Origin of the sequence: Paenibacillus sp. JZ16, assembly GCF_015326965.1 — a bacterium.
Classification (GTDB): Bacteria; Bacillota; Bacilli; order Paenibacillales; family Paenibacillaceae; genus Paenibacillus_AQ.
Genome location: NZ_CP017659.1, coordinates 566344 through 583707, shown reverse-complemented (window position 1 = coordinate 583707; position 17364 = coordinate 566344). Strand labels below are relative to the sequence as shown.

15 protein-coding genes are annotated in these 17364 nt (G+C 47.4%); 13 read left to right on the top strand and 2 right to left on the bottom strand.

Features of this window, described 5'->3' with window-relative positions; translation table 11 throughout:
* Window positions 1-99: 99 nt before the first annotated feature.
* From BJP58_RS02550 to BJP58_RS02490, 13 genes are all read left to right on the top strand, one after another.
* The gene (locus BJP58_RS02550; protein WP_194542664.1) at window positions 100-552 is read left to right on the top strand and encodes a Fur family transcriptional regulator; all 453 of its coding nucleotides are present in this window, start codon (window positions 100-102) and stop codon (window positions 550-552) included.
* A gap of 73 nt (window positions 553-625) precedes the next feature.
* Window positions 626-1066, top strand: a complete 441-nt coding sequence (locus BJP58_RS02545; protein WP_233354890.1) for a hypothetical protein — start codon at window positions 626-628, stop codon at window positions 1064-1066.
* 93 nt (window positions 1067-1159) lie between these two features.
* A complete protein-coding gene (locus tag BJP58_RS02540; RefSeq protein ID WP_194542662.1) occupies window positions 1160-2206 on the top strand; it encodes an ABC transporter substrate-binding protein in 1047 nt (348 codons plus the stop codon).
* 34 nt (window positions 2207-2240) lie between these two features.
* Complete coding sequence (locus BJP58_RS02535) at window positions 2241-3185, top strand: FecCD family ABC transporter permease (protein ID WP_233354888.1); 945 nt, start codon at window positions 2241-2243, stop codon at window positions 3183-3185.
* Window positions 3186-3371: 186 nt separating this feature from the next.
* Window positions 3372-4196 carry a magnesium chelatase ATPase subunit I gene (locus tag BJP58_RS02530; protein WP_233354881.1) on the top strand — a complete coding sequence of 275 codons (825 nt, stop codon included), beginning with the start codon at window positions 3372-3374 and terminating at the stop codon, window positions 4194-4196.
* 14 nt (window positions 4197-4210) lie between these two features.
* Complete coding sequence (locus tag BJP58_RS02525) at window positions 4211-6157, top strand: VWA domain-containing protein (protein ID WP_233354879.1); 1947 nt, start codon at window positions 4211-4213, stop codon at window positions 6155-6157.
* Window positions 6158-6211: 54 nt separating this feature from the next.
* On the top strand, window positions 6212-9949 hold the full coding sequence (locus BJP58_RS02520; protein WP_194542659.1) for a cobaltochelatase subunit CobN: 3738 nt from the start codon (window positions 6212-6214) through the stop codon (window positions 9947-9949).
* A 298-nt stretch (window positions 9950-10247) separates the two neighbouring features.
* Window positions 10248-11015 (top strand): class I SAM-dependent methyltransferase, encoded by a 768-nt coding sequence (locus BJP58_RS02515; RefSeq protein WP_194542658.1) that lies wholly within the window; start codon window positions 10248-10250, stop codon window positions 11013-11015.
* An 84-nt stretch (window positions 11016-11099) separates the two neighbouring features.
* The gene (locus BJP58_RS02510) at window positions 11100-12275 is read left to right on the top strand and encodes an ABC transporter substrate-binding protein (RefSeq protein ID WP_233354877.1); all 1176 of its coding nucleotides are present in this window, start codon (window positions 11100-11102) and stop codon (window positions 12273-12275) included.
* Window positions 12272-13378: a FecCD family ABC transporter permease gene (locus BJP58_RS02505; protein WP_233354876.1), complete on the top strand. Its 1107-nt coding sequence runs from the start codon at window positions 12272-12274 to the stop codon at window positions 13376-13378. Before BJP58_RS02510 ends, BJP58_RS02505 begins: the two co-directional genes overlap by 4 nt.
* Window positions 13379-13390: 12 nt before the next feature.
* Window positions 13391-14164, top strand: coding sequence for an ABC transporter ATP-binding protein (locus BJP58_RS02500; RefSeq protein ID WP_194542657.1), 774 nt, complete (start codon window positions 13391-13393; stop codon window positions 14162-14164).
* A gap of 54 nt (window positions 14165-14218) precedes the next feature.
* Entirely contained in the window at window positions 14219-15049 is an 831-nt protein-coding gene (locus tag BJP58_RS02495) for a class I SAM-dependent methyltransferase (protein WP_233354875.1), read from the top strand.
* 165 nt (window positions 15050-15214) lie between these two features.
* Window positions 15215-15673, top strand: coding sequence for a Fur family transcriptional regulator (locus tag BJP58_RS02490; protein WP_194542655.1), 459 nt, complete (start codon window positions 15215-15217; stop codon window positions 15671-15673).
* Window positions 15674-15720: 47 nt separating this feature from the next.
* Here BJP58_RS02490 and sufU read toward each other — a convergent pair whose 3' ends face one another.
* Window positions 15721-16170: a Fe-S cluster assembly sulfur transfer protein SufU gene (gene sufU, locus BJP58_RS02485; RefSeq protein ID WP_233355104.1), complete on the bottom strand. Its 450-nt coding sequence runs from the start codon at window positions 16168-16170 to the stop codon at window positions 15721-15723.
* Window positions 16171-16314: 144 nt separating this feature from the next.
* Entirely contained in the window at window positions 16315-17316 is a 1002-nt protein-coding gene (locus BJP58_RS02480) for a CobW family GTP-binding protein (protein ID WP_194542653.1), read from the bottom strand.
* Window positions 17317-17364: the final 48 nt, after the last annotated feature.

The window sequence follows — 17364 nt, the reverse complement described above, 5'->3', positions numbered from 1 at the left end:
CGCAACATCTGGGTATAGGATCGTGGGCTGTGTACTAAAGTTGTCTAACATAAATCATATCATGATAGTAGCAGGCAGGTGATCAGGTTGAATCCTGGCATGCAGCTCGATAAAATGATTGACTACCTGGTTGAGCATGGCGTGCGAATTACAACGCAGCGAAGATTCCTTGTTGATCTGATTTTAGGATTAAACCGTCCATTCTCAGCCATAGAGATATACCAAGCCATGGAGAAAACCTTTCATGGATTGAGTTACGGTACAGTATATCGGAATCTTGAGCTTTTTAGGCAATTGCGGATCGTTGAGATTTTCGTGTTGGATAATGAATTGCGGTATCGCATAATCGATCATGTTCAGCCGCAGCTTTATTTTATATGCATGGATTGTAAACAAACCATTCCGATGAGCTTTGATCCAGAGGAGATGGAGTTACCCAAGCCCCAGCAGTTTCGATCACTGAAATACAAAATTGATATTTTCGGTTACTGCACGGATTGTGAAAGTTCATTAGAAACACATGCTCCCGCTAGACCGGAATGGAATGACTGAGCAAGCATCATGGCCGACAGGGAGGACAGAGATGGCGGACAGGGTTAGGATCTTCGATCAAGAAGCAGAACGAGTGATAAGTACGCATAGCAAAGATCAGTGGAACCGCCGGGAGATGGAATTGGGGAAATGGGCGAAGCTGTCCAAGCAGCGAATGCGGGAAAAGCAGACAGTCTGGTTAGGTAACATAGAACTTGACGCAGAACTTCTTCCTGCGTATATATATTTCAAACGAGCAGGGATACAGACAGAGTATTCCTGCGCGGGAGTCAGCCTCTTGGATGAGCCGGAAGACCACTCGCTCTATGCGTATGTCACCTTCATCTCCTCGGTGCAGGCAAAGTCATTTATCGAGTTCGCAATGGAGCGAATGAAACACCGTTTGCTTGTTACTTACGAGCCATCCAGGAACCGCTATGATCTGTCCTCCTTTTTTATTCGGCACAATCGGAGATTCTGTACTTTAATGAATCATTATGCCAAAGAATTCTGCATTAATACGGTAAGCAAATAAGCATCTTCTATAATCGTAAAAATTACATTCTACATAGAATGTCGTTACTAGCTGCTAAATCAAAGGATTTAGTCATAAGGGGAGAACGAGTCCATGTCTTTGCAATTAAGCAAGAAAAAAACACATTACATCTTGACGATCTGTATTATCGTCGTATTCGCACTTGTTGCGTCAGCGTGCAATGGAACCGAAACTTCAGGCAGCCAGGAGACAGAAGCTCATGACCAAAAAGAACTGAAGTCATCGGAAACAGAAACCGAGCCCCCAGCAGTCAACGAAGCTTATATCACTTTCCAAGACGCGACGAATCGTACGATTACGCTCGAACAGCGTCCGGAACGAATCGTCGTGCTGTCACCCGAATTCCTTGAGCTGCTGTATGCTGTGGGAGGACAAGCGGTAGGGCGGATGGAAGCCCTGGGCGTTTCGATCCCTGAAGAAGCAGAAGCGGTAGCGTCTGTCGGAACCGTAAGTCAGATTAGCTTGGAGCAGGTGGTGGCTTTAAAACCGGATCTGGTCATCGGGCAAGCACGTTTTCATAAGGAGCTTGTAAAGTCGCTGGAGAGCAGTGGCATTGACGTGGCGCTAATGAGCATGTCCAGCTACGAGGATATGAAGTCAAAGGCGGAATGGATGGCGAAGATTGCCGGGACGGAAGAACAGCTGCAGGAAAAGCTGAAGACATTAGATGACCGGGTGAATGAAGTTCTGCAGCAATTGCCGGGAGATCATCGTACCTTTATCAATCTAAACGTCACCCCCGGTGGAATTTCCATTCAGAAGGACGGAACAACAGGACTGGAGATAGCCAAAATGCTTGGCCTGAGCAACATGGCAGAGACTCTAGCATCATCGCCTGACAGTCCAACCACGTCCCCTTACAGCATGGAGACGCTTGCGAAGCAGAATCCGGATTATATCTTTATGATCATCCACGGACAAAAGGCTGTGGGGGATAAGAAAATTAAGGAGGAACTCGAGAGCAATCCTGCATGGGCTTCTATAGGAGCTGTCAAAGAACAGCGAGTGATTGTCGTACCATCCGATTTATTCCTCACGAATCCAGGCCTTCACTATGATGAATCGCTGAAGTATTTAGCCAAGCTGGTGTATCCGGAGATCTTCGGTGATGCCGAATAAATCCATTCGCTCTGTGTCCGTGATCATCATATTCATGGTTTTAGCGATAGCAGCTTCCCTTTTTAGCATAGCCACCGGCGCTGTTATGGTTCCGCTTCGAGATATTGCTGCGGCCGTATTGCAACATGATCTGCCCGGAGTGAACCGGGAGATTATCTGGAATATCCGACTGCCACGAACGCTTGTTGCAATGCTTGTTGGAGCGAACCTTGCCGTTTCAGGAGCTTTGCTGCAAGGAATTATGCGGAATCCGCTGGCAGATCCCCATATAATTGGGGTCTCTAGCGGGGCCGGGCTGTTCGGAATTTTCCTGCTTGTCGTTATGCCGCAATATGATTATCTGTTGACGCCTGCCGCATTCATCGGAGCGACGCTTGCCGCATTCATCATCTATCTGCTGTCTTGGAAAGACGGAGTAAACCCGCTCAGAATTGTCCTTGCAGGTGTGGCAGTCTCCGCCTTTTTGGGATCCGGGATATCAGCAATGCTTACCTTTTACAGCGACAGGGTGCAAGGGGCCTTGCTCTTTATGGTAGGCGGACTTGCAGCTAAAAGCTGGCCCGACCTATCGACCATCCTCCCATACTCTTTAATCGGTCTAGCTCTCTCGATGCTCTTCTCCAAGCAAATGAACATTATGATGCTCGGAGATGCCACGGCTCGGAGTTTAGGGATACGGGTGGAACTTTCCCGATTATGGATAACTGCGATCGCAACGCTGCTTGCAGCCAGTGCCGTCAGCATCGCAGGCCTTCTGGGATTCGTCGGGCTGATCATACCGCACGTCGCCCGGCTGCTTGTCGGAGGGGATTACCGGTTTCTGATTCCTTCCACAGCGCTGTTAGGGGCTGCCGTTCTGACGATTTGCGACACGCTGGCAAGAATTATGTTCTCCCCGATGGAGCTACCGGTCGGAATCATCATGGGTGTGCTGGGAGCGCCCTTTTTCCTGTATCTGTTAAGGAGGAAAAAGGCATGAATCGGATTGAGACACAGGACCTTTCGCCAACGTGTCACGGCCCGAGTATCGGGATTAATGAAGCCATAAGGAGTTGTGATGTTTGAAAGACGTAGAGCAGCAATATCCATTTACAGCCATTGTAGGTCAATCGAGAATGAAACTGGCGCTCATTTTGAACGTCGTAAATCCGAAGCTTGGGGGGTTTTGATCCGAGGTGAGAAAGGAACGGCAAAATCTACAGCTGTACGGGCATTGGCTGGGCTCATGCCTGATCTAAAAGTCATTAACTTGCCTGTAAGTGCAACGGAAGACCGCGTCGTTGGTGCTCTCGATATTGAGCACGCAATCAAGACAGGAGAGAAGAAATTCGAACCGGGTCTGCTGGCAGCGGCACATGGTCATATTTTATATATCGATGAGATCAATCTGTTGGACGATCATATTGTCGATGTATTGCTGGATGCGGCTGCAATGGGAATCAACACGGTAGAGCGAGAAGGGATATCCTATTCTCATCCGTCGCGATTTCTGTTGGTGGGGACGATGAACCCGGAAGAAGGTGACCTGCGGCCGCAGCTACTGGACCGTTTCGCGCTGTCGGTCGACATCGGCGGAGAGAAGGATGTTCGCGAGCGTGCCCTTGTCATCCGCAGACGTATGGATTTTGAGCGTGACCCTGCATCATTTTCAGCGCATTATGAGGCCGAACAGGAGCGCGTTCTGAATCAGATCCTTCAGGCAAGGGAGCGATTGGATCAGATTGACGTTACAGACGACATGCTGGAGCTGGCAGCAAAAATCGGAATTGCGCTGGAAGTTGAGGGGCATCGATCCGACATTACCCTGATCAAAACAGCGCTCACCCTGGCAGCATGGCGGGGCCAAGATTCAATTAGCCATGAACATATGCAGGAAGCCGCATACCTGGTCTTGCCTCATCGGATGAGACGGCAGCCGTTTGAAGAGTCCGGCGGTATCGAACAGCGATTACATGCGTTACTGCGTTCAACAGCAATGGTACAGGCATGATGAAGGTGGGGGAAATGGAGCAGCTTTCAGTATATCCATTCAGCGGAATCGTTGGACAAGAGAAAGCGAAGCGGGCGCTTCTGCTATATGCTGTGAATCCTGCGATTGGCGGAGTTCTTATTCATGGTTCTAGAGGATCAGGTAAAAGTCATCTGCTGCATGCAGTTTCTTCGATGATCCCTGACCGTCTGAAAATATCCGTACCTGTCAACATCACAGCGGATCGGCTTCTCGGCTCATTCGATATGACGGCCGCCATCGACCGCGGCAGGCTCGTACGTTCCCCGGGTTTGTTAGAAATTGCCGATGGTCAACTGCTGCTGGCCGATCATATGAATCTAGTGCCCGAAGTGCTCATCAGAGAGATTGTCAATACACGCTCGAGCGGCTGGGTTTATCTGCAGCGAGAAGGGATATCAGAAATTCGAGAAAGCCGATTTATGCTGCTTGCGGCAATGGATTTGGGAGACGGCGTTCTTTCGCCTTCACTGCTGGATCACTTTGGATTCTGCGTAACGTTGACCGAGTTGATAGATCACAAGGATCGAGCCGAGGTCATACGCCGAAGATTACAATTCGAGCAGGACCCCTATGCCTTCCGTAGCCGATATCAGCGTCAGGAAGATGCACTCCGGTTGCAAATCCAAGCGGCAGGACAATTGATTCCTCACATACAGGTAAGCGCTGAAATGATTCAGCTAGCCTCCTCAATCGCATATGAAGCGGGGATTGCGAGCGCCCGTGCCGAGCTCTCTCTTGTTGAAGGGGCTAAAGCGGCAGCCGCCTGGGATGGGCGCACCAAAGTAACCATGGAGGATATCCGAGAGATCGCCGAGTATGTTCTTCCTCATCGAATGCGAATTGCATTCGAGAACCCCCACGCCCCTGGGAGTCATCCACTTGAACCGGATGCAGGCGATCAGACGAATCCATCACCCGATCAAACGAATTCTTCCCACTCCCCTGCAGAGCATCCCGATCACGGGGATGGGAGGACCAATACGAATGAGGCGAAAGACGCCTTCAAACAAAGCAGAACAGAAATGCCGGTTGTGGAGGATCCTAATGATCCTCAGAATGTATCCAGTGATCGAATGGATGATCAGGTGCTGTTTCCTGACGAGGCGTATCCAATCGAGCCCTTGAAGTTGAACATGAAGCGTAAGTTAGAATATGAGGGCTCGGGAAAGCGACATGATCTGCGTTCGGTTCAGAAGAGAGGCAGATCGGTAGGGGCTGTATACCCGAACAGGAAGCAGCGAACCGATGTGGCTTTTGATGCTACGATCCGCGCAGCGGCTCCCTATCAGTTGATCCGTACCAAAAAGGACGGCGTCGCGTTTGCCATTGAACTCGATGATTTGCGTCTCAAGAAAAGAGAGAATCGCGTTGGGTCTACGTTATTGTTTGTGGTTGATGCCAGCGGTTCGATGCTGGCCCGAAAGCGCATGACAGCGGTCAAAGGAGGCATCCTTCATCTGCTCCGGGATTCTTATGTGAAGCGAGACCGAATTGGCATGATCGCGTTCAGACGGGACGAGGCTGAGCTTGTGCTTCCGGTTACACGCAGCATCGATACAGCGTCAAAGCATCTCCGCGATATTCCGACTGGAGGAAGGACGCCTCTGGCAGCCGGGCTTAACCTGGCCTATAAGGTGCTTCAAGCGGAGAAACGAAGAAATCATGATACGATACCGACGTTGATATTCGTTACGGATGGCCGAGCGAACCAAAGTCCTTCAGGATTGTCGGTTTATTCGGACATTTGGAATGAATGCCTGGAGGCCGCAAGCTGGATCCGGCTTGCCGGGATCTCCTGTCTGGTCATTGATACGGAGCAGGGCTTTGTTAAATTGGGACGCTCTAAAGAATTGGCTGAAGCATTGGGTGCTGAGTATCGAGTACTCGAACACTTGAACGAAGATGGATTTACTGGCACGGTTCGAACCATATTGGGTTAGATAACCCTAATCAAGCATGATTCTATCGTTCTTGGATAGGAGGAGGAAAACAGAATGAAGATCACGGTCTTAACGACATCCCATGCGGCCATGAAGGATTTATCGTTCATATATAAGAAGAAGTGGGATGCATCTTTGCGCAGTCGCCTTTCATTATCTGTATTTAATATAGAAGGAACCTTGTCGGAGGCACAGTGGAGCTGGCTCGAGACAGCCGTAAATCAAGCGGATTTTATCATCCACGATCCGCACGGCAGCCCTGCCCGGACCGTTTCCCGTATTCATGACCTTTGTATCGGTCTTAAAGCGGAGCAAGTGATTGTAGGAGGGGAAGGGGAGCGGCTTAAGGATTTATATAGGCTGGGTTCATTGAGGTATCACGATCTTGCCGGCGCAGGCCATCGTGGACATCCGTCAACAACCTCAAGTGGACATCCTTCTACATCTTCAATATCGACCGAGCAGCAAGATAATCTCAGGCATCACCGGACCTTGGTCGCATATTGGAGAAATGCAGGGGTTCCCAATTTACACCATATGCTTGGCTACATTGCCACCTGCTTCGGAAAGGAAACGGATTGGCCGCCGGTCGAGCCGCCCTTTGCCCTGAAGTCGCTGAGCATCTATGATCCCTCTAACCCGCAGTCATTTGAATCCTTGGAGGCCTTTCGGGCGTCCATGCCGGCCCGTGAGGATGATCCAACAGTTGCCATACTTTTTATGGGTCACAGCTACCCGCTCCACACCGGAGATATCGTCAGCAGCATGATGCAGAGCATTCGAGAGTTTGCCAATGTTCTTCCTGTCGTATTCACTTCTTTGTCGGATGTTGAACCGAATCGGCTGCGAACCTTGCTGATGCATGGGGGCGTTCATGGAGGCAAGGTAGACTTGATCGTAAACTTTGTTCCGTTCCGCCTGGGTGCCGGACCTACGGGGGGAAAGAGCGATGAAATCCTGGCGTTACTAAAAGAAGTGGACGCTCCGATGTTCCATCCGTTTTTCCTGACGCGCCGGGAACGGCAGGAGTGGGAAAGCTCCAGACAAGGCTTGACGCCTTCCGAATTTCTGGTTCAAATGATGCTGCCTGAGCTCGACGGGAGCATTGAGACGCATCCGGTTGCCGCGTTATCCAGCCTTGGATATGACGAGGACATGCGGTTTGATGCCAAAGAGCTCCGTATGATCGAAGATCGAGCGCAGCGGGTGGTCGGTCGTGTAAAGCGGTACCTGAATCTCCGATCCAAGAAGCAATCCGAGAAGCGAATCGCCATTATCGGCTATAACTACCCTCCAGGGGAAGGACATCTGTTCCAGGCCTCCTTTCTGGATACCTTCGAATCGATATCCCGCATCCTCACGGCGATGAAGGCGCATGGTTATGATACCGAGACATACTCTGGTTTCGAATTAAAAGAGCGTTTTATACAGGATGGAACCATAAATTCCGCAGTGTGGTCCAACGACAACTGGCCCGATCATCTTCCGACTTATAAAAATACATCGTATGAGCAGAGCAATCAGGTCTTGAATAAGCGGAAAAGAGAGCTTGTTCAGCAGTGGGGCGAAGTGCCAGGCGACATCATGACGACCGAGGACGGCGATTTCAAAATTCCCGGCCTTCGGATCGGCAACTTGTTCATCGGTATCCAGCCTAGCAGGGGTGTACATGAGCATCCGGAGGCAGCTTACCATGATAAAAGTCTCCTTCCGCACCATCAGTATTTGGCTTTTTACCAATACCTTCGTGATGAGTTCAAGGCTGATGCGATCTTGCATGTGGGAACCCATGGTACGCTTGAATTTTTGGAAGGCAAAGAAAGCGGCATGTCGGGGGATTGTTTACCTGATGCATTGATTCGGGATATTCCGCATTTTTACGCGTATTATGTCGGCAACCCCTCCGAAGCCATGATTGCGAAGCGAAGATCCCATGCTACCTTGATAGGATACCAATCCCCTCCATTCACAGTATCCGGGTTATACGGAGAATACGCCGGCCTGGAAACACTGCTGCATCAGTATCGGGAAGCGGAACAGCTGAATCCTGCACGACTTCCTGATCTGTGGGAGATGTTGCAGGAGCAGGCAGCTGCGCTTTTTCTTGAATCCTCTAGTCTTGAATCGCTGGAATCCGAGCTGTACCGAATCCGAAGATCCATGATTCCTGATGGCCTGCATATATTAGGCGAGGGGTATACACATGAGCAGGCGGCGCAGCATATGAGCATGATTTTTGGCCATGAACGGGGAACCTACGGATCGCTGCAGAGATTATATGCGCGTTCGATGGGCTGGGATTATGATGAGCTGCTGGAAGCCCAGGATATCCGCAGGCTGCGAACGCTGGATGAGTATGTGGAGAAAGCTGTGTTAACCTTTGTTCAAACCCGGGAAGTTCCTGAACCTCCGCAAGGATCAGCCGATCAACAATCACAATGGCAGAACATTTGGGAGCTCGGCTTAAAGGCTTATCAGTCTACGAAGGCAGATCTGGAGCTTACGAATCTTCTTAGGGCCATGGACGGTAAATATATACCGGTTAGTCTTGCAGGCGACTGCTTTCGGAATCCGGAGGTTCTGCCGTCCGGAAACAATCTGGTACAGTTTGACCCAAGGTCCATACCAAGCCGTGCAGCTCTTGCGAGTGGTTGGAGGATTGCGGAGAACACCTTGAATTTGTATGATGCAGCGCAAAAGTCATATCCGGAAACATCCGCGCTGGTTATGTGGGGCTTGGAAACGTCCCGGACACAAGGGGAGACGTTGGGGCAGATTCTGGCTTATCTAGGCGTTAGAGTTAAGGACCAGGATCACCATAAGCAGGTGGAATATGAAATTATTCCGCTATCAGAGCTGAAGAGGCCGCGACTGAATGTCCTGGTCCATATCTGTGGATTTTTCCGCGACATGTTCCCGGACCAGCTATCAACGCTTCACCGTCTCTTTAAAGAAATTTCTGAGCTGGAGGAGCCGGTTGATCAAAACCGGTTCAAAAAGCATTCGGAGAGGTTGTATCAGCAGTTACGCAGCGCCGGGGCAGAGCATGACGAGGCTTGGGACTTGGCATGTGCCCGCATATACGGGCCTGCCGCAGGAGAATATGGAGCCTCGGTAACAAAGCTGATCGAGACCAAGCAGTGGGAAGAAGAAGACCAATTGGGCGCAGCTTTCATGAACAGCCTGAAGCATGTGTACAGCTCCGATTACAGGGGCAAGGATATGTATGATTTGTATGCGGCGAACTTGGCTGCCGTTGATATTGTTTCACAGATTCGGAGCAACCATGAACATGAAATTACCGATCTGGATCATTATTATGAGTTTTTTGGAGGCTTGGCGAAATCGGTAGAAATCACCAAAGGCGTCAAGGCGGAAATATATATTAGCGATACCACGCGGGAGCAAATCTTAACTGAAGAAGTAAGAAACTCTGTCCATCGTGGAGTACGAACCCGTCTGCTCAATCCCAAATGGATAGACGGTTTGCTAAAGCATGATTATCATGGAGCCCAGAAAGCAGCAGACCGAGTAGAAAACTTGTTGGGGCTTGCAGCGACGACCAACCAAGTAGACTCCTGGATTTTCTCAGCGGTTCATCATGAATATGTGGCCAACGAACAACGCAGCAAGCAAATGTCTGAAAATAACAGCTGGGCCTACTCTGGTATGTTGGAAACGCTGCTTGAAAGTCATCAACGGAACTATTGGAAGGCGACAGAGGAAGAATTGAACATGTTACGGGATCGTTTTTTGGAGCTTGAAGGAGAACTTGAGGGTCCTCACGATTAAGAAGAATGACTTATAGCAAACTGTTTGTATACTAATGCCTCCGGGCAGACAATGTGAATGTCTGCTTGGAGGCTTTTTTAATCCCTACGTGTTCATGAGGGGGGAAGTGTTGACATATTATAAAATTGCAAGTAGACTTTAATTGTAAATATTACGATTAATCGAGGTCTTCTCGATTCTTTTTTCGATAATTAATCGTAATTATTACAATTAATGAAACTGATATCTTGTTTAGCCTGAATAAAGGGGCCTTGTATGGATGACAAGTGACTTTGATATCTCAAGGGAGAGTGAATAAATGGAAAAGACGTTACATAAATGGTACGAAGAGAGTTTCGGCAAGGATTATTTGCTAATCTACCGTCATAGGGATAGACGCCAGGCTGAAAAAGAAGTATTTAGAATGATGGAGTGGCTGAAGCTTCCATCTCAAGGTAAAATCCTCGACCTATGTTGTGGTATGGGGAGACATGCAATGTCACTTGCACGTGCAGGCTATCGCGTAACAGGTGTGGATCTTTCCTCGGAGCTGCTCCAGGAAGCTAGGGCCTCCGACCCTAATGAACTTGTAAATTGGGTTGAATGCGATATGCGGGCTTTACCAGAAAGTAAGATGTTTAAGGAGCGATTTGATGCCGTTGTCAATTTATTTACCTCATTTGGTTATTTTGAAGAGGACAGCGAGCAGTTAACGGTGTTACGGCAAATCCATAAGGCATTGAAACCGGGAGGGCGGTTCATTATCGATTATATGAACGCAGAATACACAACAGATCACCTGGTTCCTTTTTCGGAGCGGGTAGAGGAGGGAAACCTCATCTCGGAAACCCGCCGCATTTTAAGCGGTTTCGTTATGAAGGAAATTGTAGTTCAAGGATCTAACCATCTTACTCGTCGATATTCGGAACGCGTCAAGCTATATGGTCCAGAGAAATTGGAAGATATGCTGAAAAAAGTCGGTCTTACATTGGATATAATTTACGGAAATTATGATGGACAACATTATGATAAGAGGCATTCACCGCGAATGATTATGGTTGGTCATCGAAAGGAAAGCGTAGGTTAAAGGAATGCTTAAGAGTATTTATTTTTCATGCTAGATGTTCATTAATCGTAAATATTACATTTAAAATTCCGGAGGAGACACACTTTGTTTATTCAAATAAAATTCTTGTCGAACGTTATCATTAGACTCGCATTTGCAATGATTCTAACTTTGCTTATAGCGGGATGTTCGACAACCAATAATGATGATGCAATTGTAACAAATCAAGAAAGTCAACAGCTGAGTTCACAAAAAGATACGGAACTAAAAAGTTGGACCTTTACCGATACAAGTGGCAAAGAAATTACACTAAATATCCCGGTTCAGAAAACCGTCGTTATTAATCGAAATACAGCAGAAGCCATTAAACTGTTGGGAGCGGAAGACCGCGTAGTGGCCACTGGTGACAATACGATCAAACACAATCCTTATCTTGGCTTTGACAAATTGCCAGACATTGGAGAAACGGAACAGGTAAATTTGGAGGCGATACTTAGCTTAAAGCCTGAAGTGGTATTCACCTACACGAATCGGCCTGATCAAAAACTGGAGGAAAAGTTGGAGCCGGCTGGCATTAAGGTCGTACGCATGAACAATTACTTGCCAGAGCAGACGGATATAGAATGGAAACTGCTGGGTAAGCTGTTCGGTAAAGAAGAAAGGGCCGCTAAATTTCTGGAATGGAGGCATGAAATTGAAAGTATTCCGGCAAAACGAATTCAATCTATAGATACAAGCGAGAAAAAAAGTGTTCTGGCACTGTCAGCCGGTTTTCTCAACTCCAATGGCGGCTATCGAGTTTTTCCAAGCCAGTCACTGGATGGTAAGACCGGCGTAGGTGAAGGTTACGCCACAATTTTGGCGGGTGGAAAAGATGCAGCCGATCTACAATGGAATCCTGCGGAGGCTTCCACAACGATCATGGTCGATGAAGAATATGTGCTCAAACGAAATCCAGATGTCGTTACACTACATGGTACTTGGCTAGGTGGGTACGAAACGATGGATGCCAAACCGCTTGATGAGGCGTTCGCCAATATCATGAAAATTTCATCCTTGAAGAAGTTGAATGCAGGCAAAGACAGGGAAGTTTATTTTTTTCATACTAATTTTATTGGTTCAGACAAACGATATATCGGTGTTTTGCAACTTTCCAAGTGGCTGTATCCTGACCTATTTGAAGATGTTAATCCTGAAGCATATGCCAAGGAATATTTTGAAGAATGGCTGGATGTTCCTTATCAAGGGATTTGGTACTACTCGTTTAAGGAGACGGAATGATGGAAAAATCAATCCATCACAACGATATCCCATTGGAGTCGATGTCCTCAGATCGTCAAATGGAATCGATTTACCGTGGTAGATCATTACGTAAGCTCTTGCTGCTCATATTGCTTCTGATCTTATTGATCATTACAGCAGGAGCAGCGATCACCAAAGGCTCGGCGACGGTGCCCCTTCAAGAGCTCTGGGCAATGATGACTGGCGCCGGTGCTGACGAAATGAATGTGTATATCGTACGTGAGGTTCGGCTCCCCCGAGTCCTGATGTCTGTGGTGACCGGTATATCGCTGGCCGCAGCGGGTACGATCATGCAGGCATTGCTGCGTAATCCTCTAGCCGATCCGTTTACCCTGGGGGTTTCAAGTGGAGCAGCCTTCGGAGCCGCACTTGCGATCGTGGCGGGCACTAGCGTATTCGGTATGAACCTCGTTCACAGCGGACCATGGCTGATTGCTTTTAACGCTTTTCTCTTCGGGTGTTTGGCAGTAGGAGTTGTATACGGTATTGCTCGTATGAAAAACAGCTCAACTACGGTCTTGCTACTCGCGGGTGTAGCGATTGGTCAATTATTCTCGGCCGGCGTATCGGCTCTTAAGTATTTTTCCAACAACGATGCGCTTAAAGATCTGATTATTTGGTTAATGGGGGGGTTCTGGGGCTCCGGTTGGCATGTGCTGGAAATTCTCTTGCCGCTGTCCGCCTTTGCGCTATTAGTCTTGATGAAATATGCATGGGATTTGAATGCTCTCATCTCCGGGGAGGAGGTAGCACTCACGCTCGGAGTGAAAGTGAAGCATATACGCTGGGTTTGCTTGGTGACGGTGACGCTTCTGGCATCAACAACCATTGCTTTTACAGGCATTATCGGTTTTATCGGGCTTGTTGCCCCGCATATCAGCCGAATGATAATCGGTACCGACTATAGATATTTATTACCGTGCTCTTGCTTGATCGGCGCCTTGCTCTTGCTTACGTCGGATACGGTGGCGCGGCTGCTCCTTACGCCGATTGAAATCCCCGTTGGAATTGTAACTTCCTTCTTCGGCGCACCATTTTTCATCTATTTACTGGTCAAGAAGCGCCGGGAGTATTGGACCTAGGAGGGGGAAGTCTTGTTTTTACAAATAACGGGTTTGTCATTTGGATACCGTTCAAACTCCATATTACGAAATATTCACATGAATCTGGAAAAGGGCCGGGTGGTCAGTATTGTCGGTCCTAACGGCGCAGGGAAGACGACATTGCTCAAAAGCATCGCTTCCATTCTTCCGCCTAAGAAGGGAACGGTTTGGCTTAGGGGAAAAGACGTATATTCCCTCAAACCCAGAGATTTGGCTAAAATTCAAGCTTACGTTCCTCAGCATACGGCATCCAGTTTTCCGCTGACTGTCATGGAAACGGTCATGCTCGGGCGAAAGCCGTACATTCGATGGGGAGTGTCATCAGAAGATCTTCATATTGTGGGCACCCTCCTGTCCGACCTTCATCTGGATCACTATACAACGCGTTATCTGGACGAGCTAAGCGGGGGAGAGCGGCAAAAAGTTTGGATAGCCCGCGCGTTGGCACAACAGCCGGATTTGCTATTACTGGATGAGCCGACTTCAGCACTCGATATTCGCCATCAACTCGAAGTGTTGGAGCTAGTACGCAAGCTCTCAAAACATTCGGGCATCCTAGTGATCCTGATTTTACACGATCTAGAGCTGGCTGCTCGGTATTCGGATGAAATATACATGCTCAAGGACGGGGAAGTGTATGCTTCCGGTCGACCTGAGGAGGTGTTTACCTGTACAAATATGGAGACGGTTTACGGCGTAAAAGTGGAGGTTGCCTCTGCAAAATACGGATTGAAAATGACTGCGGTTGAGCCGGTATGGACTTAACCGAGTGAGGAATAGAGGGGGAAACTAAATATGTATCACGGCGTCCGCTTTGATATGAATTTTAAGCAGCTATGGCTGGAAGGGATGAAGGATTGGAACGGCAATCTGCCGGAGCGAATGAGCGACGATGCCAAGGAGGAATCCTTCTGGGAAGGATTTATTCCCAAAAAAACAGATGCATTGGATGACTATGCAGCTGATATTCGGCGAGAGCTTCTTCAATTTATCGAGCCTACCGATGACGTCTTGGAGATTGGACCGGGATGGGGGAACTATACCTTTGCTGCTGCTGATAAAGCATCCTCGCTTGTTTGCGTGGACAGTTCACGTAGTGTGCTCAATCATTTAAAGAAGGATACCAAGCGGCAAGGTCACCAAAATATACGGTTCATTCATTCTAAATGGGAAGACTCTGTACCAAAAAAACAGTTTGATGTTGTTTTTGGGATCAATTGTTATTATCGGATGCAGGAGATCGATCGGGCGCTTCTAAATATGAATAACTCTTCCAAACGGTGGGCGATTATCGGGCTGACAACCGGGCCTGAAAAACCGCATTTGTGGGAGATCCATCAAGAGCTTGGTTACAAAGTCAAATTTCAGCGACGGGACTATATCTATTTAACCAATCTTCTGTATGAACTTGGTATCGATGTAAATTGCAAAATTGTAAATTTGGAAAGAATCTATCGCTATGAGAATGAAGAACAGCTGCTGAAGGACAATTTAGGCGTTATTTTGGAAGCTAACTATGACCGAAAAGCAACGGAAAAGATTCTCAGACAGTTTGTTACGGAAGAGAACGGCATTTTGTTGTACAAACATCGTTTTAAGGCAGCGCTTCTCTATTGGAGGCCCGAAGAGATGATTTTCAAAAAAAATTAGCGCATGTGGTTTGGTTATAAACTCACTGAGGGGCTAATTTCACCTGCACTCCAATCACTACATATGACATTTTCCTTCTTTCTTGTTAAAATAAAAAGATAAGTCTTTTTCAAAACGGAGCGACGGTATTTTGCTGGATGTTTTGTATACTGAGGAAGGGAACGTATGTTTATGAAGGAGAACAAAACCAAAGTTAAAGATATGTTGAATACCATGGCGCGAAATGGATGGAGAGTGACGGAACAACGAAGAACATTAGCCCAAATTTTCGCCGATCACGATGGCTATTTATCGCCCAAAGATGTCTACGATCAAATGTCCGTTCATTACCCAAGCATGAGTCTGGATACAGTTTATCGTAATCTTCGTATGTTAAGTGAGATGGGGGTTTTGGAACATTTCTACTTTATGGACGGAGGTTTAAAATTCAAAGAGAACTGCCTGACTCACCACCATCATCATCTGATTTGCGTCAATTGTGAAAAAACGCTTCCCTTTGACTACTGCCCAATGGATCATGGTCTTGAATTACCTGGGGACTACAGAGTCTTGCGACATCGATTTGAGGTCTATGGGATATGTGAAGTATGCCAGGCACTGGAGAAAGAAGAGACTATGGAATAGAAGAAATGATATTCATTAAGCATGGTCCCGTCCGAGGAACCATGCTTTTAAACTTGTTGTGGTGGGGAGTCATCATTCTTATACTGATTAATAACTTTGCGCAATGCCTGCCATCCCATTAGCGCACAGTTATGCCGAGCCCTAAACGAATGAACCCCTAGTAACGAAAGTGATTCTTCCAGGGCCTCATCTTCCGGGGAGATCCCGATCGTGATCATGGAGGAGAACAGACGGGTGAGATTTTCCGCCTCCTCTAAAGACCGTCCTTTAACAGCTGATGTCATCATGGAACAGGATGCCATACTAATGGAGCACCCGTTACCTTCAAACTTAATATCATGGATCTGCCCTTGATCGACTAGCAGATATAATACAATCGTATCCCCACATGTGGGGTTTTTATAAAATAATCGAATGGAAGACATGTCGTTTATTTCACCATAATTTCGGGGATGTCTATAATGATCGATGATAAGCTGCTTATAAAGTTCGTCCATTTTCAATTCCATCACTCTCCCTGGATAGTTACAATTAGGATTAATTATTTTTCAACAAAAAACCTGATGAATATAATAGACCTCTCAGCTGGAAATGGCACAGACCTACGGCTGAGAGGTCTTTTTGGTTAAATCGATTATGTCTTAAGTGGCTACACAACCAGCAAACTGTTCATGGAACCAGTTCTCGTCAAGATTTCGACCGATCACCACGAATTCGCTGGTTGGCACTTCATCTGGTCTCCAGTCCCTGTCAGGATATGAACTGAACAGCATATGAATGCCCTGAAAAACGACTCGTTTCTTGACTCCCTTAATGTTGAAAACGCCTTTATATCGGAATGTGTCTACGCCATGGTCTACCAACCATTCATTGAGAAAACGTTCGACTTTCTTTAAGTCGAGAGGTCGAGTTTCCCGAAAGAAAATAGAGGTTACTTCATCGTCATGTTCATGATCATGCTCTTCTTCCAGAAATCCAGGTTCGATCTCCAGCTTCTTCTCTAAATCAAAAGCACCTATCCCGAGAATTTGGTTAATGTCAATTTTGGACTGCTGGGTATGATATAGCTTGGCTGCCGAGTTCATGGTACGAAGGCGACGTTCCAACCTCTGTAGTTCGTCTTCTGAAACAAGATCCGTTTTGTTCAGCAAAAGTACGTCAGCAAAGGCGACTTGTTCCTGAGCTTCATGTCCGTCGTCCAAATGCTGCTCAACATGCTTTGCGTCCACAACCGTAACAATCGCATCCAGCTTATAAAAATCAGCTATTTCAGGGTCGACAAAGAAGGTCTGCGCAACCGGGCCAGGATCTGCCAAACCTGTCGTCTCGATGAGCACACGTTCAAAATCTGCTTTGCGATCACCATTACCCAGCTTCGCATCCCTAAGCTGATTAAGAATACGAATGAGATCACCTCGTACCGTACAGCAGATACAGCCATTGTTCATTTCAAAGATTTCTTCATCCGCTCCTACAACAAGTTGGTTGTCGATACCAACTTCACCGAACTCATTGACAATGACCGCTATTTTTTCGCCATGCTCCGCTGTTAATACATGATTTAGTAAGGTCGTTTTACCGGCTCCGAGAAAACCTGTCAGTACCGTGACGGGAATACGTGGGTCGGTCTGTTGAATTGACATAAGAATCACTCCTCGAGACAGATGTCTTAATTGTAAATATTACAATTA